Origin of the sequence: Pontibacillus litoralis JSM 072002 (assembly GCF_000775615.1) — a bacterium.
Taxonomy (GTDB): domain Bacteria; phylum Bacillota; class Bacilli; order Bacillales; family BH030062; genus Pontibacillus; species Pontibacillus litoralis.
Window position 1 is genome coordinate 1 of record NZ_AVPG01000017.1, and the last position, 19,901, is coordinate 19,901.

Annotated in this window: 23 protein-coding genes and 1 riboswitch; of the genes, 3 read left to right on the top strand and 20 right to left on the bottom strand. The window is 38.1% G+C overall.

What is annotated here, in order from left to right; translation table 11 throughout:
* A partial coding sequence (locus N784_RS10875; RefSeq protein ID WP_036834895.1) for a manganese catalase family protein occupies positions 1–227 on the top strand: 227 nt, incomplete at its 5' end.
* 281 nt (positions 228–508) lie between these two features.
* On the opposite strand, the gene N784_RS10880 is transcribed toward N784_RS10875, so the two are convergent.
* From N784_RS10880 to N784_RS10895, 4 genes are read right to left on the bottom strand one after another with little or no spacing between them, the layout of a single operon-like run.
* Positions 509–841 carry a hypothetical protein gene (locus N784_RS10880; protein ID WP_036834898.1) on the bottom strand — a complete coding sequence of 111 codons (333 nt, stop codon included), beginning with the start codon at positions 839–841 and terminating at the stop codon, positions 509–511.
* Positions 842–847: 6 nt separating this feature from the next.
* Entirely contained in the window at positions 848–1,429 is a 582-nt protein-coding gene (locus N784_RS10885; RefSeq protein ID WP_036834900.1) for a CPBP family intramembrane glutamic endopeptidase, read from the bottom strand.
* Position 1,430: 1 nt separating this feature from the next.
* Positions 1,431–2,966 carry a RecQ family ATP-dependent DNA helicase gene (locus N784_RS10890; protein ID WP_036834901.1) on the bottom strand — a complete coding sequence of 512 codons (1,536 nt, stop codon included), beginning with the start codon at positions 2,964–2,966 and terminating at the stop codon, positions 1,431–1,433.
* Positions 2,963–4,015 carry a helix-turn-helix domain-containing protein gene (locus N784_RS10895; RefSeq protein WP_036834903.1) on the bottom strand — a complete coding sequence of 351 codons (1,053 nt, stop codon included), beginning with the start codon at positions 4,013–4,015 and terminating at the stop codon, positions 2,963–2,965. The genes N784_RS10890 and N784_RS10895 overlap by 4 nt, the downstream gene beginning before the upstream one ends.
* A gap of 186 nt (positions 4,016–4,201) precedes the next feature.
* Here N784_RS10895 and N784_RS10900 point away from each other — a divergent pair, with 186 nt between their 5' ends.
* Positions 4,202–4,450 carry a ferredoxin gene (locus N784_RS10900; protein ID WP_036834905.1) on the top strand — a complete coding sequence of 83 codons (249 nt, stop codon included), beginning with the start codon at positions 4,202–4,204 and terminating at the stop codon, positions 4,448–4,450.
* A 188-nt stretch (positions 4,451–4,638) separates the two neighbouring features.
* Here N784_RS10900 and N784_RS10905 read toward each other — a convergent pair whose 3' ends face one another.
* On the bottom strand, positions 4,639–4,896 hold the full coding sequence (locus tag N784_RS10905; RefSeq protein ID WP_052127273.1) for a helix-turn-helix transcriptional regulator: 258 nt from the start codon (positions 4,894–4,896) through the stop codon (positions 4,639–4,641).
* Positions 4,897–5,022: 126 nt separating this feature from the next.
* Here N784_RS10905 and N784_RS10910 point away from each other — a divergent pair, with 126 nt between their 5' ends.
* Positions 5,023–5,523, top strand: a complete 501-nt coding sequence (locus tag N784_RS10910; protein WP_156965236.1) for an inorganic diphosphatase — start codon at positions 5,023–5,025, stop codon at positions 5,521–5,523.
* Between the two features lie 44 nt (positions 5,524–5,567).
* Here the strand turns inward: N784_RS10910 and N784_RS10915 are convergent, their stop codons facing one another.
* The 15 genes from N784_RS10915 to scpB form a co-directional block, all read right to left on the bottom strand.
* Positions 5,568–6,818: a hypothetical protein gene (locus tag N784_RS10915; protein ID WP_036834909.1), complete on the bottom strand. Its 1,251-nt coding sequence runs from the start codon at positions 6,816–6,818 to the stop codon at positions 5,568–5,570.
* Complete coding sequence (sigX, locus tag N784_RS10920; RefSeq protein WP_036834911.1) at positions 6,805–7,344, bottom strand: RNA polymerase sigma factor SigX; 540 nt, start codon at positions 7,342–7,344, stop codon at positions 6,805–6,807. The genes N784_RS10915 and sigX overlap by 14 nt, the downstream gene beginning before the upstream one ends.
* 159 nt (positions 7,345–7,503) lie before the next feature.
* Entirely contained in the window at positions 7,504–8,085 is a 582-nt protein-coding gene (locus tag N784_RS10925; protein WP_036834914.1) for an ECF transporter S component, read from the bottom strand.
* Entirely contained in the window at positions 8,063–8,479 is a 417-nt protein-coding gene (locus N784_RS10930) for a DUF4430 domain-containing protein (RefSeq protein WP_036834917.1), read from the bottom strand. The genes N784_RS10925 and N784_RS10930 overlap by 23 nt, the downstream gene beginning before the upstream one ends.
* A gap of 215 nt (positions 8,480–8,694) precedes the next feature.
* A riboswitch (cobalamin riboswitch) is annotated at positions 8,695–8,874 on the bottom strand.
* Between the two features lie 61 nt (positions 8,875–8,935).
* The gene (locus N784_RS10935; protein WP_036834919.1) at positions 8,936–10,714 is read right to left on the bottom strand and encodes an ATP-binding protein; all 1,779 of its coding nucleotides are present in this window, start codon (positions 10,712–10,714) and stop codon (positions 8,936–8,938) included.
* On the bottom strand, positions 10,714–11,436 hold the full coding sequence (locus N784_RS10940) for a response regulator transcription factor (RefSeq protein ID WP_036834920.1): 723 nt from the start codon (positions 11,434–11,436) through the stop codon (positions 10,714–10,716). Before N784_RS10940 ends, N784_RS10935 begins: the two co-directional genes overlap by 1 nt.
* A gap of 91 nt (positions 11,437–11,527) precedes the next feature.
* On the bottom strand, positions 11,528–12,724 hold the full coding sequence (gene ccsB, locus N784_RS10945; RefSeq protein ID WP_036834922.1) for a c-type cytochrome biogenesis protein CcsB: 1,197 nt from the start codon (positions 12,722–12,724) through the stop codon (positions 11,528–11,530).
* Between the two features lie 146 nt (positions 12,725–12,870).
* Entirely contained in the window at positions 12,871–14,505 is a 1,635-nt protein-coding gene (resB, locus tag N784_RS10950; protein WP_036834924.1) for a cytochrome c biogenesis protein ResB, read from the bottom strand.
* 28 nt (positions 14,506–14,533) lie between these two features.
* Positions 14,534–15,085: a thiol-disulfide oxidoreductase ResA gene (gene resA / locus N784_RS10955; RefSeq protein WP_084600238.1), complete on the bottom strand. Its 552-nt coding sequence runs from the start codon at positions 15,083–15,085 to the stop codon at positions 14,534–14,536.
* A gap of 51 nt (positions 15,086–15,136) precedes the next feature.
* Positions 15,137–15,877, bottom strand: coding sequence for a pseudouridine synthase (locus N784_RS10960; RefSeq protein WP_036834927.1), 741 nt, complete (start codon positions 15,875–15,877; stop codon positions 15,137–15,139).
* 104 nt (positions 15,878–15,981) lie between these two features.
* Positions 15,982–16,515, bottom strand: a complete 534-nt coding sequence (locus N784_RS10965; protein WP_036834929.1) for a spore maturation protein — start codon at positions 16,513–16,515, stop codon at positions 15,982–15,984.
* Complete coding sequence (locus N784_RS10970) at positions 16,515–17,102, bottom strand: nucleoside recognition domain-containing protein (RefSeq protein ID WP_036834931.1); 588 nt, start codon at positions 17,100–17,102, stop codon at positions 16,515–16,517. The genes N784_RS10965 and N784_RS10970 overlap by 1 nt, the downstream gene beginning before the upstream one ends.
* Positions 17,095–18,207, bottom strand: a complete 1,113-nt coding sequence (locus N784_RS10975) for a D-alanyl-D-alanine carboxypeptidase family protein (protein ID WP_156965238.1) — start codon at positions 18,205–18,207, stop codon at positions 17,095–17,097. The genes N784_RS10970 and N784_RS10975 overlap by 8 nt, the downstream gene beginning before the upstream one ends.
* A gap of 109 nt (positions 18,208–18,316) precedes the next feature.
* The gene (locus N784_RS10980; protein ID WP_052127274.1) at positions 18,317–19,201 is read right to left on the bottom strand and encodes a superoxide dismutase; all 885 of its coding nucleotides are present in this window, start codon (positions 19,199–19,201) and stop codon (positions 18,317–18,319) included.
* Between the two features lie 105 nt (positions 19,202–19,306).
* On the bottom strand, positions 19,307–19,900 hold the full coding sequence (scpB, locus tag N784_RS10985) for an SMC-Scp complex subunit ScpB (protein WP_036834933.1): 594 nt from the start codon (positions 19,898–19,900) through the stop codon (positions 19,307–19,309).
* Position 19,901: the final 1 nt, after the last annotated feature.

Genomic DNA, 19,901 nt, shown 5'->3' on the forward strand with positions numbered 1-19,901 from the left:
TTATGTTTTTCAAAACAAAAGGTGACCCGATAGCAGATTTGTACGAAGATATTGCTGCTGAAGAAAAAGCTCGTGCAACATATCAATGGATCATTAATTTATCCGACGATCCAGATTTAAATGACGGTTTAAAGTATTTAAGAGAGCGTGAAATTATCCACTCTCAACGTTTCCGTGAGGCAGTTGAAATATTAAAGGAAGAACGAGATAAACAATTATATTTTTAACAAGAAACACTCCTAGTGAATGGCATGTACTAGGAGTGTTTCTTTTCATTGACTTGTAGGGAAGAGGAATTGATTTACCCTTCAGCAGAGAACTTTCCACTGGATTGACCCGTAACCATCCTCGTCCGCGTCGCCATATTACACTCCAATAAGGCGTCGTTAACGTCTTTTTTCCACACAAAAACTAGAATAATATTAATGTGTTCGTTCGGATATGCCGCTGAACGAAGCAATTATAAAATTGCCTCGTCTAAACTGTACACAATCTAAAATGATATGATTTAGAAATTCAATATACAAGTTTGCGCCCCTACAATGATAAATTCGTGTTTCGACTCGTCCTCTATTGTTGGCGGTTTGTCGTTTGGTTGATTCCAATACGTATAAAGGAGTATCGATACAATGAGCAATAGAAATATAGTCACAAGCATACGAATCCAAATTAATGGAGTTTTTTTGAATAGCCTTTTTGAATCTGTATGGGCTTCACTGCGAGGGGGCAAATTTAAATAATCTTGCTCCTCTCTTTCCTTCTCCAGCTCTTTTAACAGTTCTTCCTCTTGCATCACTTGCCTTAATTGATGCGCCTGATCATCATGTAAAGATTTAGACATGATTGTTCACCTCATTATATTTAACCTAATCATAACCCCAAGCATAAAATCAATAATAAAGTGAGCAACAATTGTTACCCATAGTAGCTGCGTCATTTCAAACATCCAGCCTAAATAAAAACTAATCATCAAGACCGATAAAAGTAAAACTGGTTTCGTTAAATATCGAAGGTGAAGGACTGCAAAAGCGAGACTGGCTGTAATATAACCAAATGACGTTTGAATGATGCCTCTAAATAACAGTTCTTCTACGATGGCCACGAGAGCTGCTATCACAGCAATTTCTAGCACAGATATAGAACGAAAGACACGTACATTAATGCCGCCATCATCGTACCACTGCTCTGGGAGAGTTGCCATTAGCACTACATCAATAAGGAAAACGATAAGCCCAGCCATTACTCCATATCGAAGTATCACAGAACTGTCCCACATCCAAATCGTTGCCCATTCATTAAACGAATCAATCATTAGAAATGCAAGCACGATGGCAATACTAAAGAGTAATAACTGCGTCACATACACTTGATTCACTAATTGACGATCCGTTAGTTGTTTAATCAGTTCTTCTTGTTTTCTCCTCTTCATGTTATTCTCCTTGCAGTAATAACTTTCTTAGTTCTTGTTCCCAGTTCCACGCTTGTTTTGTTGGCGCTATAGGTATAACTTGCCATGATTGTAAAGAAAAATCACACGCATCACAACAATAACCAACTGGCTCCTTTATGCTGCTTTGAAAATCTTGATACAATCGTTTTCGTAGACAACCTTCTTCATGCACCCAATTCAACAAACGTACTAACTTCTGTTGTTTCATTGTGTTGCGCTTCTCAATAAATTCCTTTATAGAATAGTGCGTTCTATCCCACAACGCTTGGTTAAACAGCACTACTTTCTTATTTTTTATCATACCATGCTTTTCTAATTGATAAAGTAGAAACCTCCATTGAATCTCATTGCACTGCAAATTATCTTGAATAAGTTCATCACGATTTAGAAGCCACTCCCCTTGAATACTTTTCTTCTTTAACACCTCAAAAAAATGATTCAATAAAGTTTCAGAAGGCAATTCCGATTCAATGAAACTTCTAGGGATTTCACTATCACCTGGAGCGTAAAACGTAATACTCACACTTTGCTCTCCATCTCGACCGGCCCTTCCAACCTCTTGCAAGAAAGATTCGAATTGTGCTGGTAAATGAGCATGAATTACTAACCTGATATTTGCTTTGTTGATTCCCATCCCAAATGCACTTGTACAACATATGACGTCTAATTGGTTATTCATAAATTGCTGTTGAATAAGAATTCGCTCCGTTTGTTCCATTCCACCATGATAAAAGGCAATTCGTAAATGAGGTAACGATTGCGACAATTCAAATGAAGCCTTTTCTGTCCATTGCCTGCTAGAGAAATAAATCATCGTTGGCACGGGATGACTCGTTAAGATTTCTTTCATGCGCTCTAGCTTTGCTTCCATGCTCGATACATGTTCAATCGAAAAAGCAATATTCTCTCGGTCCATTGGGTATATATGTTTACGAATGGAGCGCTTTCCTAGCTGTGTGATGATGTCTTCTTGCACTCGATTCGGAGCAGTAGCACTTAGCGCTAACACTGGAGGGTCACCTAATTGATGAAGCGTTTCACTCAATTTCAAATAATCTGTCCGAAATTCATGTCCCCATTGCGATATACAATGCGCTTCATCTACGACGAATAAAGAAACGTTTACCTTACTATTTATTTCGTCAAAAAATCGACGGTTTTGAAGCATTTCAGGTGAACAAAAAATAAGTTTGTACGAACCTAAATGACGATACACTTCTCGCTTTTGCTGTGGATCTAGGAAGCTATTAATTGCAATAACCCGTTTAAAGCCAACTTGCTTCAATTGTTTTACTTGATCCATCATTAAAGAGATAAGCGGGGAAATAATTAATACGCTTCCATCTAACATCATCGCAGGTAATTGATAACACATCGACTTACCCGTACCTGTTGGCAAAATCCCTAACACATCGTTTCCTTGAAGAATGTCTTCTATAATTTCCTTTTGCCCTTCTCGAAATGACGTAAAACCAAAGTAGTGCTGAAGCGTTTGTTCTAAATTCCATCCCTTCATTTCAAGTTCCCCTTTGTTAAAGACGCTAACACTAATCTAATTTGAAAATAAGAGTAGTCCTCATCAAGCGATTCACGTATTTTTTTTAGTTTATTCGTCTTTAATTGATTAGCCGTTTGGGAAATATGCTTCACTGCTTCCTCTGGTATGAACCGGCTAATGGAAAACGTAGGATCCGCTAGTGCGATTTCAATTAAGTGATCTTCAATAGTGCTACGTTTTAAATGTCTTATGTTGGTGATTTGATCAATCGAATATCCTTTAAGTAACCAATACCTCGTTTGACGTCCCGATTTCGTCAATGGAATATCACGGACACCATCACGACAAAACTGATATAACATCGGATAAGTAGTAGACTGCTTTACAACGTTCGAAAGCAGGTAATGATTTAAAGCAGTTAAGAGCAAAGATATGTCGTGAATCGTTAATCCATATTTCGTAGCAAGCTGTTCTTTACTTAAGCCGTAGCGGTGAAACCCTGTCATTCTTAACACGATGATTTCTGCATACTCCGTTGGAAATGAACACAAAATACGGTATAGTTCATCAGACAACGTATTTAGTACGTTCGTTAAATCGTGTTGATGAGTAGCATAGAAGCTTTTCACCCACTGTAACACATGGCGATTATCCTCAATTGGTATAAATTGACGTTGACCTTTTGCAATATTGGAAGCCGTTTGGATAAACAATAATAAACGAGCTGAAAACACTTCGTCAATCGAATGGTACGGTTTTCCACCAAAATAATCAAAAGGGTAATGATGCCAATGTCGCTGCGTATAACTAGCTCCTTCTTGAGTGATTTGCAAGCGACCTTCATCATTTTCAAAAACGTATCCATTTCGCTTTAGTCGCTCTACTTCCTCTTGTATGGTTGAACGTTTTAGCGTGCGATAACATCCATAGAAAGAAGCTAATTGGTACGCATGCATATCTTGAAATGTTTGGGATGATTTTTTCCCAATAAATATGTGATGGATAGCTGATAATGTCCGCTCTTCTTGCAATTGTTGAATACTATGTAATAGAAGTAATGGAAACATCACTGAATCTCTCCCTAATCATAACTATCATAAGCAGATGTAGTATGTATTAACGTTTTTATATTGAAATGTAGAGGAAGTAGCTTTACAATAAAGACTGTAGATTATGTTTGTAACAAGCAAACTTACATTAATATTCGAGAAGATCACATAGAAGGTCTAAATTTCTTATGGAGGGTATAAGACATGGCAAAATACACAATTGTGGATAAAGAGACATGTATTGCATGTGGTGCATGTGGAGCAGCAGCACCTGACATTTACGACTACGATGATGAAGGTATCGCCTTTGTAATCTTAGACGACAACCAGGGAACAGCAGAAATTCCAGAAGAATTGGAAGAAGATATGGAGGATGCATTCGAAGGTTGTCCAACTGATTCCATTAAAGTGGCTGATGAAGCCTTTGACGGTGATCCACTAAAACACGAATAGATATGATGCTGTTCAACGTCCCTACACAAGGTGTGGGGATCTTTTCGTTACCAATGTTATTGTACTTACCAACGCTTCTCTTCCATCTATTATATATCATAACGATAGTTGGTTTTCTCAATAATCCGGCAATGAATCAATTGTTTTCCACCATAACGCTCCTTGCATTCCATTCGTTTGTAATCTTTCTATTGGTGAGCAATCGTTTCAACCAATTCCACAGGGTCTCCACCTAAACAATGCCGAATAATGTCACTATCACGAAATAACACACATAAGGATACTACTGCCGGCCAGCTTGCTACACAACGCTCTTTTTCAAGCTGCACGAGCGTTTTTTTCGATATGCCAAGCACTTCCGCCATTCGTTCTTGTGTATAGCCGTATTCTATGCGTACAAGCTTTATTTTACGAGTTAGCATTGTTGTAATCGAATATTTGTCCATAGTCACCATTCCTAAGTTTGTTTCTATCAACATTTTAACATGAATCTCACTTTCCTTCCTACTTAAATATTGATATAATATGAAATCGAAACAACTACATAAATTAACGTATTCCAAGGAGGAAATATAATGGCTGAAAACAAAATTATTGACGTATTTATTGAAATACCTACAGGAAGTCAGAACAAATATGAATTCGACAAAGAAAAAGGTGTATTCAAATTAGACCGCGTTTTATATTCTTCTCAATTCTACCCAGCAGAATATGGCTATATCGATGATACATTAGCACTTGATGAAGATCCATTAGATGCACTAGTACTTGCGACAAACCCTACTTTCCCAGGTTGCGTCATCGAGTCCCGTGTGATCGGATTTCTTAACATGATTGACGACGGGGAAGAAGATCAGAAGCTTTTAGCAGTTCCAACAGAAGACCCGCGCTTCAAGGATGTCTATACACTTGAGGATGTTCCACAACATAAATTAGAAGAAATCTCTCACTTCTTCAAAACATACAAAGACCTACAAGGGAAAAAGACAGAAATTGGCGATTGGGAAGGCGTAGAAGCTGCGAACAAATTAATCGACGATTGCCTAAAGCGCTATGAAGAAAACAACAAATAATGAATGTACTAAAGGTGCTTAGCATATCGCTAAGCACCTTTTTATTATCTTTCTCCCATTTCAGGTACCGATATTGGATTAATACTTGTTGGAATCGCTATTAGCTCTTCCATATTGTACGGTCCGATTGTTACAACAGGTGATTTGTAAAACTTAACGTATTCATACTGAAAAGACTTTGCTGTCATCATAATACCCTCAATCATAGCTATATATTCAAATGAATCGGTAATAGAACTCTCAGCTTGAAACGTAAACGCTAACGTGTTCTCATTGACAGACTGAATTGATGAAAACTGAACATCTTCAGGGATAAGAGGCGCCTTCGAATCCCCGTATGATTGATACATTTCATCTATCGCCTCTTCTATAGTTGTATCTTCTTCTAAAGGAAGAGGGACTAAAAAGAAGCGTTCGCCTTGATATAATTCATACGCCCGTTTATGCATCCGGTTCAAATCGAGTGCATACACCATTCCTTTATGTGGAAACAACACCCCAGGCGTATCACCTTGTTGCAATTGTATCGTATCCACATTAGACGTTTGGGACATAACCTGTAATGATTCTAAAAGGTTTTGTTCTTGCTCGACTCCTTTCGGTAGTAAGAACTGCTCAGGAAAACGAGCGACAATACGGTTTGATCCTTCTTCCCTCGTAAATGACACATCACGAAGCAAATATGCACCAAGTCCTAACTTTTCCGTTTCTATGGATTCGGCAATATAATGATACATTTCATCTATCGTGGCCAATTGGTTGGATACAACAAAAGAAATAGGCACAATAGCATCTCCCTCTTTCGTTGGAACTCCTACTGTTGCTTGTTGCTGTCCTTCACGAACTGTCGTCGTTAAAGATGGTTGAGAAGCATGCACCTTATCGAATCTTTCATTGGTTTCCGTTCCTTCCTGTTCGGCAATCGGATATTGTTTTTGCAATGTAGCTAAATCGGTTGACACTTCATTTTGAAAGTGACTATCTACAATAAGGTCCTCTTCTTTTAACAGAGGAGAAGAGTAACGAACCATTTGCACGACATCACTTTTTGACATTTGCTGCCACACGAGAGGGAAACTAATCAACATAAATATTAAAATCGAAGTGACCATGACAACAGGTCGAGAAAATAATTTACTCGATTTCCATGTAACCTTTTTTTCTAATGGTTCCTCTTTCATGCGGTTAATAACGGAATGATACAATGACTCTTTCGATTGTGTATCTTCTATCGTAGGCATTTGCGTTAGGAGATGCTGTAGCATTTGTTTTTCATATTGGTTATGCTTCTTCATGGCTTTCTCCCCCCTGTTGTTGTTCCATCAAACGTTTTAATACTTTTAATCCTCTATGTTGGGTCGTTTTGACTTTACTAACTGTCATATTCAAAATTTCAGCCGTTTCTTTAAGCGACATAGATTGAATGAAACGTAAGATGAGTACACTTCTTTGGTCCACGGTACATTGATCGAGACATCGGTACATTGTTTGAATGGATTCTTTTTGCTCTGCAATTTCATCAGGAAGGGGTGCATCATCTTGAATCGATTCCCACTTATCTCCCCAATCAAAGAACTCCAATAGTTTATCTCTCTTTCGTTTCTGTTTTCGAAAGTGATCAATAGTTACGTGGCGAGCAATAGAGAAAATCCATGTTTTCTCACTACTCTCTCCTTTAAAGTTATGATAGGATTTCATTATTTTAATATAAACTTCTTGAACGAGATCTTCAGTTTGTTCTCGGTTTTTCACCATGAAATAGATAAACTGATAGACATCTTGATGGTACTTTTCGTACAGTTCTTGAAAAACCGCCTTCATCCATTAACCTCCCGTTCATTCCTATTGTCGTCTCATGTATGTAAAAGGTTACAACTTATGCTCAATTACATTCATAAGGTATATAATCGAATAGATATATTTTACTGCAAATGTCGACGAACTTAAAGCGTTGCAAATAAAAGAAGCCTCACATCAGTATTATTCTGTGTGAGACTTCTTTACATATGATTTATTTCGTTCCCTTTCGGAGGAAGCTTCTGTCATAAATGGATGTTGATATTTGAATCTTCGGAATAATTTAGAAAGTACTGGGTAAAGCACAACAATAAACACAACGTTACCAAGTGCATGATTCGTATCAAATGGTAATCCCGCAATATAATAGGCGATAAAATGATTGCCAACAGCTCCGTATGCTAGCGATAACATAAACCCATAAAAGTAACCTGCAAACGCACCGAATAAGGCGATGAACCATAATGGTAGCTTTTCACGATACTTTCCAAGCAAGCCACTTAATAAACCAATCATTGCCCAAGCGACGATTTGACTTATCGTCCAAATCCCCATACCAAGCAACATGTTAGAAAGTATAGTAGAGAGAACAGCAAGTGTAATTCCAGCAACAGGTCCTAACCACAACCCGCAAATGATAATAAGAGCCGTGACGGGTTGTATATTAGGTGCGAAGTTAAATACAAATCTACCTACTGTTCCTAAAGCTGCTAACAGTGCAATTAGCGTTAGTTGATAAACTTTATTCCCATTTTTGTAAGTCAAATGTTACTTTATCTCCTGCTTTTAATTCATAATCTTTTGCACCCACTTCTGCTGACTCATCATTCACAGAATACATCCATGCTTGTTTTTCCTCTTCTTTCGCAACTACACCGTCGATAGAAGTAATAAACCCGTTGTTATCTTCAATATCGAAATGATTGGCCATCACGTCATACACCGTTTGACCTTCTTCTATTTCAATAGTCTTATCAGTTAACGTTTCTTCACCTTTATTTTTAGAGATGACAACTTGTACACTTTCTTCACTTTGTTCAGCACTTTGTTCTGTATTTTCCGCTGATGAACCTGCATCTTCTTCAGTTGTTTGTCCACAAGCAGCAAGCCCTAACATTAATACAAAGGATAGCCCTAGTATTTGTAACCATTTTTTCATTTTCATTACCCCTTTTTCCTTTAAGTATTTATTAAGAAAACATGCCCAGAAAACTGAATCATGTCGTTCTTCAAAGATACACCATACGTCAAAAAGCCCTTTCCTATACTTAAACTAGGAAAGGGCTGTAAGAGCTAAACAGAATAGACAACCATTCGTTATAAAAGAATGGAATCGTAGTTTCTAATCATCTCTTGCGCTCAATCCTCGAAGCATGGAAAAGAACAGATCTGGCAGGTCTACTGACTTGTGCTTCTTCCTACTCTAGGTCCTTCCCATGTTATACACACAGTGGAATCCTTTTCGTACACACTTACAGTTGCGAGGACAGTACTGGATTTTCACCAGTTTCCCTATTATGTTGTTCATCCAACACCAAATCTTTATTCAATTATTATATCGATAGTATATCACAATCTAATATGGATGAATACTACTTTAGTCATGATAAATACGTCAATCTGATGACAATAGTGGTATGATTACGGTAAATGTTGTCCCATCTCCTTCTTTACTATATACCGTAATGCTTCCTCTATGAGCCTCTATAATATTCTTGGCAATGGACAAGCCTATCCCTGTACCTGAATGACGTTGCTTACGTTGGCGAGATTTATCCGCTTTGTAAAAACGTTCAAAAATAAACGGGAGATCCTCTTCAGGAATGCCATACCCTTGATCTTCAATATTAATCATTACATTCGTTTCTGTTTGCGATAGAGATACTTTTATTTTTGTATCTTCTTGTGTATGACGAATAGCGTTGTCGATTAAATTGGTAAGCACTTGTTCCATACGATCAGGGTCTATATGCACACATACTTCTTCTTCCATATTCCCCATATCGATTTCCAGTTCAACATCATAATCCTTAGCTATCCCATGAAACTTCCGCACAACCCGATCAATAAATTCTTTTAACGGAGTCGCTTCTTTATTTAACTGTATTTTTCCAACTTCCATATGGGCTAAATCTAACAATTCATTTACTAACCGTCCCATTCTTAACGATTCATCATATATAATTTGCGCCAATTCATTTTTTTCTTCCGTTGTTTCTGCAATGTCATCTACAATCGCTTCACTATACCCTTGTAACATGGAAATAGGAGTCCGTAATTCATGGGAAACGTTCGTAATAAAATCTTCCCTCAGCTTATCTAGCCTACGCTCTTCTGTCATATCACGTAATACAGCAACGGCACCTCGTACGTACGATTTATCATACAAAGGCGTTACGAGAACAACCCAAGTTCTCCCTTGTACAGTTATTTCCTTCAATACTTCTTTCTCTAATGTCACTACTTCCTGCAATACACCTTGAAGTGGTTCAGGTAAACGCTTCGGTAATTCGTTATCAGATACTTCATTTTCAAAATACCATGCATCGACAAAACCTTTAGCAGGTGGGTTCATAATAAGCATTTCGCCTTTGCGATTTAACGTAATCACTCCATCAGCCATTGAACTCAGTATGCTAAACAACTGTTCTTTTTCTTGGTTTAAAGCATTGATATGGAATTTCAGCTGCCTTCCCATCCGGTTAAACGCCATAGCAAGCTCCCCAATTTCATCATGCGTTAGGATTGGTACCTTTGTATTAAATTCCCCTCTAGCTAATTCGATCGCTACTTCTCTCATTTTAATCAACGGTGAAGTAATTCGCGTCGATAAAAAGAATGCAAAAATGGTAGTTAGCACTATAGCGATTCCGGCTCCTAGCATAATAATGTTTGCGGTTTTTTCAGCTGTTTGTTCTACAAACTTCAACGACTGGTACACATAAACCGCACCTGTCTCGTTTTCAAGCGGATAACCAACAATCATGACCTTTGCTTGTGAGGGAGGCAGGACATCTTCTTTCTTCACTTGCTCTCCTTCTTCTATAACAGCTCGTAATTGTTTATCGCGGTAAATCCAATCTATATCTACAACTGGAATCGAGGAATCTGTACTATCCGAAATCCAATAATCCTTTTGATCAAAAGAAACAATCATTCTACTGGATGGATCTTTCACTTCATTCGCAACGGATAACATAAGATTTCGATCACCTTCGAACTCTTCAACGATGCTCGTTACTTTTTTAGCAGTCTCCATTAACTCATGTTCTGCTTGTTCTAAATGATAGTCCTCAAAAAACTCGAGCAACAACACAGTTAAAATAAGTAAAACAAACGAAACAAGAAGTAGAATGGTAAACCAAAGCTTACCAACTAAACTTCGCCAAAACATTATTCACCCTCGACCTCAAATTTGTAGCCAACTCCCCATACAGTGACAATCATTTTCGAAGCTTCTTTAGAAACTCTGCTTAATTTTTCACGAAGACGCTTGACATGTGTATCCACCGTTCTCAAATCCCCAAAAAATTCATACTGCCAAACTTCTTTCAACAATTGTTCACGATCAAATACTTTATCAGGAGATTGAGCTAAAAATAGCAACAGTTCGTATTCTTTAGGTGTTAAATTTACATCGACACCATCAGCCTTGACACGATGGGCATCATTTTCGATTGTTAAATGATCAAATACTAACACATCTTTTGTCGCTGTTTCTGTTTGTAAAAATTTCGTCGCAGAAGATCTACGTAACAATGCCTTTACACGTAATACAACTTCTCTAGGACTAAAAGGCTTAACGATATAATCATCGGTACCTACTTCGAAGCCTTGTACACGGTTTGCTTCTTCCCCTTTAGCCGTTAACATAATAACAGGTGTTGCTTTCTTTTCTCTTAACTCTTTACAAACTTCTATACCGTCTTTTCCAGGAAGCATTAAATCTAAGAGAATCACGTCATATTCTTGTTCTAAGGCTAATTCCAACGCTTCTTCTCCATCTTCCGCTTCATCTACTTCAAAGCTTTCTCTTTCTAAATACATTTTTACGAGTCGACGAATTCTTTCCTCATCATCGACCACCAATATTTTTCCGTCTAATTGTTCATTCATTGTAATAGCCTCCTTCAGTGTATACATACATTTCTAGTGAATAAAGGCTACAATCTATAAAATTGTAGCCTTTTCCAGCTGTTAACCTTGTTTATGCATAAGAGTGCAATCCAGCAATTACGAGGTTAACGACAATTAAGTTGAACATAATAATTACAAAGCCGATAACTGCTAACCATGCAGAGCGTTCGCCTTCCCATCCTTTTGATAAACGAAGATGGAGAAATGCTGCATAGAATAACCACGTGACTAATGCCCACACTTCTTTCGGGTCCCAACCCCAAAAACGGTTCCATGCTTGTTGCGCCCAAATCATAGCGAAGATAAGCGCTCCAAGTGTAAAGACTGGGAAACCAATTGCAACGGATCGGTAAGAAATTTCATCAACTAAATCCGGATTGACTTTCGTCAACAGAGGCTGAATGGCGGCTGCTACTCTCTTACGTAAGATCAACAGCGTAATACCGTATAAAGCAAGCCCCGTAAGCATTGACCATACTAACGTATTTAATTTACGTGCTGCATCTTCCCCTTCCATCCACGTCGGAACAGTGAAAATCGGTTCCATTACATCATCGGTAAGTAAAGTTCCATCAGCTGGTCCATATATAGCTGGCATATTATATTCCACTTCCGTTAAAACAGTTGGATCATCTTTCATTGGCACTTCAAACATTGCTTCATAACCTGTTGCACGAAATGCCAGTGTAATCATAATAAATCCAATTGTTGCATATATTGCATAAATGACTAATTCTAATGTGAAGTTTTTAATGGAAAAAGATGATTGGTCTATCATTTTTATTAAATAGATTAACCCTGCCGCGAAACTCACAGCCAAAATCGCTTCTCCTGCTGCCGCAGTTGTTACATGAATATATAACCAATGCGTTTGAAGTGCTGGAATTAACGGCGAGACTTCTGTAGGGAACATACTTGCATACGCAATGATAATAATAGCTACAGGTAATGTAAATAGTCCTAATATGTTTAAACGATAAATAAAATAAATGATGATAAACGCAAATACTAACATCATTCCGAAAAAGGTTGTAAATTCAAATAAATTACTAACCGGGGCATGCTTACTCACAATCCACCTCGTGATGAAGTACCCTAGTTGTAAAACAAAACCTATAATCGTAATCGTAATGGCAATCGTAGCTGCACGACTTTGTTTATCACTTTTACCCTTCGTACGAATTGAAGCCCCAAAAAAAATTGTCGCAATAAAATAAAAAACAAAGGCAGCATAAAGTAAGTTACTACTTAATGAAGCTAAATCCATAATTACCCTCCTTCAAGAGATGCCCTCATTTGTGCAGTGCATCTACTTGGTTGTATATAGACAAAATAGGATAAGCGCTACGTAGCATACATGATTGTTTTCTGTTTTGTTCATCTTTACGCAGCACCATCCGGTAAAAAGCTGTTTTACTGTTCTTGCTCTACTTGATCGTTTACCATTGGAACGTCTGTGCCTTCTATCACTTGTTGGATTTCTTTTTTCATTCCGAACCAGTTTTTATTTGTATGAGCTGCTAGCCAAAATCCTTGTTCTTTTGGCTGAATCCATATACGGCGATGTGGCCAATACATCCCTTGAACAACACCAATCATGAAAATAAGTCCTCCAAGAGCTAGAATCCATAATGTTCGATCTTTCGTAATCGTTAACCCTGTTACGTCACGCGTTTCAAAATTCGTGATACTTACCTTATACTGATTATTTTCTTCTGGGTCTAAATTCGCTCCTATAGCAAGGAAGCTCGTTTCAGGGCTATTTGGGTCCTCTGGTGGATACACATTTAAGACGAATGCTGGATTTTTTGGATATTTAGACACCGATACTGGCTCCCCATCCTCCATATCAAACTCAGGGAAGTAACTGACTATTTCTACTCGCATACCATTTTCAAGTATGTATTCTGATTCCGGATTCATTAAATCAATGGTAAATTCCCCACCGATTGCTTTTTCCTCTTTATCATTTGTCTCGTGTATTTTAAACGACATTGATTTGAATTCATTTAATTGATATGTCGTTTGATACAATCCAAAACCGTCTACTTTAATTGGATTATTCACCTGGATAGCACCTTCTTGTATCTTGGTTAATTCAGGTTCTACTCCAGGCAGCCCATCATCCGTACGCTCATATATAATGGCGTCTGTTTGATAATTCGATACAACGGTTCCCTCTTGTTCAAGGGCATCTTTGAATCTCGGATCGCTTTCATCATATGTTTCCACAAAAAAATCAACGTTCTCAATATAATATTGGCCATCAGTACCAGGAATTGGTTCTGTCTCTCCTTCACGTACCCATAACGTCTCATCAATATACATGAATGGGACTGATCGCAACATTACCCCCATTAAGAAAATAATAAGACCGATATGGTTCACGTAAGGACCCCAACGCGAGAAGCGTCCTTTTTCTGCTAACACATGCCCTTCTTGCTCAGTAATCTTATAACGTTTCTTTTTTAAGTTTGCAATCATCTCTTCTTTATCTTGCTCTGTCGCTTGTTCTGCTTTACCAAATAAGCGTTGACGTTGCATAAACGTTGTATGACGCTTCGGTTTTTGTTTCTTTAATGAACGATAAAGCGGAACAACCCGATCCAAACTGGCTATAACTAATGAAATGGCTAACCCCGCTACTAATAGCAAATACCACCATGAGCCATATAAATCATGAAATCCTAATTGGTAATAAATTTTCCCTGTTATACCATACTCTTCAACATAATATTGTGCTGCAGGCAAAGGTGATTGGTTGTTCATCTCTTGCGGGTAAATCGTACCAATGGCAGAAGCGACAAGTACTAGTACTATTAGCCAAACTCCTACTTTGACAGAAGAGAAAAAGTTCCAAACCTTGTCCACAAACGTTTTGTTATACGTTTTAGACCTTCTTGCACTTCCATCATAACGCATATTCAACAATTTATTTGGCTCATTGCCATCAATATGTTGATTTCCTTCCATCGGTTTTCCGCAAGATTCACATAACACGGTTCCCTTAGGATTCACATGCCCACACTCACATGTTCTATTCCCCATCATAACCCCCCACAATCTGTCTATAACTTTACGATTCAGGCGTAATATCTTGCAAGTAACCTTCTAAGTTCTCTAATGTAAGTGCACCAATAATTTTATGCTCAATCTTTCCATCTGGTCCAACGAAATAGGAAGCAGGTAATGCACCGACATCATATAGCTGCATCACTTCACTCGTTGTATCTTGCACTACTGGGAATGTAAGGCCATACTCATCTAAAAATTGTTCTACAACTAACTTACTTTTATCTAGGTTAATTGCGATGATTTCTACTCCTTTTTCTTTATATGCAGGATATAATTGTTGCATATAAGGCATTTCCTCTTTACAAGGCCCACAATATGTTGCCCAAAAATTAAGCATCACGCCTTGTCCCTTATAATCCTCTAACTTCAATGTTTCTTTATTATTTATATTCATCGTTGGTAATTCAAAATTTGGCGCTTCATCTCCAACTTGTAACACTGCTTTCTTGTCACTTGTTAGATTCGTGTACACAGCGTAAACAGTCATAAGCACCATTATGGTAAGCAACACGCTTCGAAATATGAGCCTCTTCTTCTTTTTATCCATATCCATTCACTCCCCCACAATATTATACCATTTACACAAAATAAAACTTGTGAAAATTTAGTTAACATTTATGTTCGCTGCTTGCTTTAACTTTTTTACTTCGTAGGGAGTGAGTTCACGATAACTACCTGGCTGCATGCCTTGTGTCGTTAAAAACGCATATCGTTCACGCTTTAATTTGTTTACTGGATACCCTAAAGCTTCAAACATACGACGAACTTGGCGATTTTTCCCTTCGTGTAATGTTAATTGGATAATAGCGGTGTTTTTTTGGCGGTCGGTTGATAAAATTCGTTGACGCACCGCCTTTAAATAGTCACCTTCTACCTTTATTCCTTTCGTTAAAGAGGACAGTTCTTCTTTAGTAGGTATCCCTTTCACCTTAGCAACATACACTTTATCAATTTCATATTTCGGGTGCATTAACTCTTGAGCAAATGCTCCATCATTCGTCATTAAAATGATTCCTGATGTATCATAATCGAGGCGACCGACAGGATACACCCGTTTCTCTACTTCAGGTAATAAATCGGTGATCACACGTCTACCTTTATCGTCACTTACGCTAGAGATGACACCTCGTGGTTTATAAACGAGATAATAAACAGGCTCTTCCTTCTCAATAGGAACACCATTTACTTCGATATCGGCATTCGGCCCGACCTTCGTCCCTAACTCTGTCACCACTTTCCCATTAACTTTTACGTTTCCTTCCATAATTAATTGTTCTGCTTTTCTTCTTGATGTAATGCCGCTTTGAGCAATCACTTTTTGTAATCTTTCTAGTTTGTCTGACATCTATATCTTCACCTTCTTCTCTATATGAATGGATACTTTCCTTCGCTATGCTCCATTCTTCTTAAAAACACAAACAATGCGTTAACATGAATATGTTAACGCTTTTAACTGCCGAATACAATGGACACGACAACTATCGAGGCAATTATACCAATAAAATCAGCCAATAGTCCAACTTTTAACGCATCTCCCATTCGTTTAATGCCAACTGCCCCAAAATACACTGTAATAATGTATAGTGTTGTATCCGTACTACCTTGCATGGTAGAAGCTAAGCGACCAATAAAGGAATCCGGTCCATGTGAGGCAATTAACTCTGTCGTCATTCCGATCGCTGCCGTTCCAGAAATCGGCCGAACGAGCGCTAACGGGACAATATCTGCTGGAATACCAACAAGGGTAAGGATTGGACTGAAAAACTCAACGAATGCATCCATCGCTCCCGAAGCACGAAAAATCGCAATAGACACCATCATTCCTAATAAAAAAGGGAGAAGAGAAAAGGCCATCTTCCCCCCTTCTTTTCCGCCTTCTACAAATGTTTCATATGTAGGAACTCGTTTCCACGTCCCTACAATGAATACTACTAGAATAATGCACGGAATAATCCATACGCTAACAGTAGCAATGATAGGCATTAACTATTCCTCCTTGAACGCAAATGAAAGAACAAACGATCAATCATAATTGCACCTATAGTAGAAATGAACGTTGCCATAATCGTTGTGCCGACTATTTCGGTTGGCGTAATGGAATCGTATTTCATGCGAATGGCAATAACCGTTGTTGGGATAAGCGTAATACTAGATGTGTTAATTGCTAAAAAAGTAATCATAGAACGACTAGCCTGATCAGACTGACCTAGTTTTTTCATTTCTTCCATTGCTTTAATCCCCATCGGTGTTGCTGCATTACCTAATCCGAACACATTGGCGGATATATTTGATAAAATATACCCCATCGCTGGATGATCCCGTGGAATGTCAGGAAAGAGTTTAGCAATAATTGGCCGAAATAATTTCGTTAAAGCAAGCAATAATCCAGATTCCTCTGCTATTCTCATTAATCCTAACCAGAACACAAGTACACTTACTAAACTAATGGATAACATCACTGCATCATCAGCACTTTGAAAGATTGCTTCATTCACGTCATCCATTGTCCCAAAAAACATCGCATATATAATGCCAATAACGGCCATGAGCACCCAAATGATATTAACCATTAGAACCACCCATTAAACGCTCAAATATCGTTCGAGATGTTTTCCAAAAGGGAGATCGAATTGGTTTAGGGTCTGCCATAATGGACACTTCTGTTAATATTTCTCCATTTACGTTAAATGATAATTTCCCAAGTACACTCGCCTCTACTCCTAAAGGATCCGGCTTATCTATATGCGTCGTTTTTTGAACGGAGTTGGCTTCTTCATTTGTTAGAGGGAAAACGACATCATCCCATATATAACCTAAGGCTTCCCCACTTTCCGAAAAGTCCATTGGAACTCTTCCTTCTTGTTGCAATTTTCGTAAATCGTAGTTGTCATAACCCCATTCAAATAAATATTGATGGTCATTCCAATCATCGGGCGCATTTAACGTTACAACAATCAATTCCATCCCTTCTTTATTTGCTGTACTAATTAACGTTCTTCCTGCAACTTTCGTGTAGCCTGTTTTTCCACCTGTGCTATGCTCGTAATACTTCGTTAGCATTTTATTTTTGTTTCCCCAAGCGTACGTTCGAGAATCTGCTTTATGCAACGTCGTTTTTGAAATCTTTCTAAACGTCTCATTTTCCATCGCATATTGCGTTAACAATGCCATATCGTAAGCTGTAGAATAGTGCTCCTCTTCATCTAGCCCATGAGGATTCGTGAAATGAGTGTTCGTCATGCCGAGCCAACTAGCTTTCTCATTCATTAATACTGCAAACCCTTCCACACTTCCACCAACATGTTCCGCAATAGCCGTTGCAGCGTCGTTTCCTGAGCGAAGCATTAATCCGTACACTAAATCCTTTAATTTCATTTTCTCCCCTTGCTCTAAATAAATTGAAGACCCTTCTTCATACACAGCTCGTCTGGAAATTGTCACTTCTTCCTTCATTTTCCCTGATTCGATTGCTATGATAGCAGTCATTACTTTTGTTATACTAGCTATTTTCTTTTTTTCATGCCCTTGTTTCTCAAACAATACCCTTCCTGTTGATTGTTCCATTAGTACGGCATTTTGTGCAGAAACACTCGGTTTAGCATATACTTTTTCTTTATGAGGATATACATATATCAATAGTGCAAGGATGAGCGTAAACGAAATGATTTGTTTCACAGAAAGATCCTCCATTCCCATCGCTTTGTACTGCTTTGTACTAATGTATGTTTACAGGACAGGCGTATGATAGTTTTCTAATCAAAAAAAAGACAGTCATCATAGACCGTCAAAATTTCGCCCATGTAATCGGACGAATTGTATCAAACTTTTTTTCCACATCACTCCAATTAACGACATTCCACCAATTCTCCACATATTCCCCTCGTTTCGTCTTGTATTGCAAATAATAGGCGTGTTCCCATACATCTAGTACAAGTAAAGGAATCACATCCCATAAACCAAACAATTGATGCTTTTCTGCTGTTTGAATAGCTAACCTACCTGATCTTAACTCCCATACTAATAAAGCCCATCCGTCTCCTTCAACCGATTTCGCTGCTTCAGTAAATTGGTATTTAAATTGCTCATAACTACCGAAGTCCTTAGTTATTTGTTTCATTAGCTCGCCTTTCGGTTTTCCTCCACCATTTGGCTTCATATTAAACCAAAAATTCGTATGCAAAAAATGACCAGAACCATGAAACGATTGTTCTCTCAACCAATGCTTTAACTGCTCCTGATTAGCTGTTGAGCGCAATTGGGCTAACTTTTTTTCCGCTTTATTTAAACCATCAACATATGCTTGATGGTGCACGTCATGATGAAGAAGCATTATTTCTTTACTAATATAAGGTTCCAAACCGTCATACGGATAAGGCAAAGGGGGTAGACGGTGCTTTCCAATTGGAACACGTTTCCCTTGTCTCTCTTGGTCATAATAACCTTTAAGCGTATACAACAGATTTTGCCCTTCCTCCTGAATCTGTTGTATTTCTACTTCTGCCACATTGTCTTGATTCATTGCTATTTCTATCTTTCGCTTCCATTTCTTCATCTGCTCCCGCCATTTTTGTTCATTCTGCTCGGACATATGGGTAGAAGCCACTTTCTCCTCGACTTCTTTCGCCCATATCAACAATGACTGTAAATACTTTTTTTGTTCTTTATCCATACCATCACCTCGCCCTATTTTATGTCTTTAGCCCAAGGGGGGTGCGTTGTTCTACACGCAAAAAAAACTCAGATGCCATTTGATTGGTCTGAGCTTTACGTATATTTATTCTTCATCCAATGTTTGATGATTCGTTAACGTGCCAAAAAATAAATCAGCGTCTTCTTCTATATCACTATCTTCTAAACCTTCGGGCAATGGGGGTAATTCTTCAATCGAGGTTAATCCGAAGTACGTGAGAAAATCCTTCGTTGTTCCGTATAAAATTGGTCTGCCCACTCCATCTTTTCTTCCTCGTTCTTCTATTAAACCACGTTGCATTAAAGTGTGTACTGGTCCATCACTTTTTACTCCTCTAATTTCTTCTATTTCCGTCCTCGTAATCGGTTGTTGATAGGCAATAATCGCCAAAGTTTCTAATCCTGCTTGTGAAAGTCTTGAACTGTGAGGAGAATCAACCAACCTCTGAAAGTATACCGCATGTTCTGGTTTAGTCGTCAAATGATAAAACGATTTTGATTGCATTAAAGCTAATCCTCGAGAAGTATGATCCATATCAAATTTCAGTTCTTCAAGAATGAGCTCCACCGTCTGCACTTCAACTTCCATTACTTCTGCTAGTTGTTTCATTGTCATGCCTTCATCTCCTGAAGCAAACAGTAATCCTTCAGCAATGGCTTTATATTGACTGATCTCCATA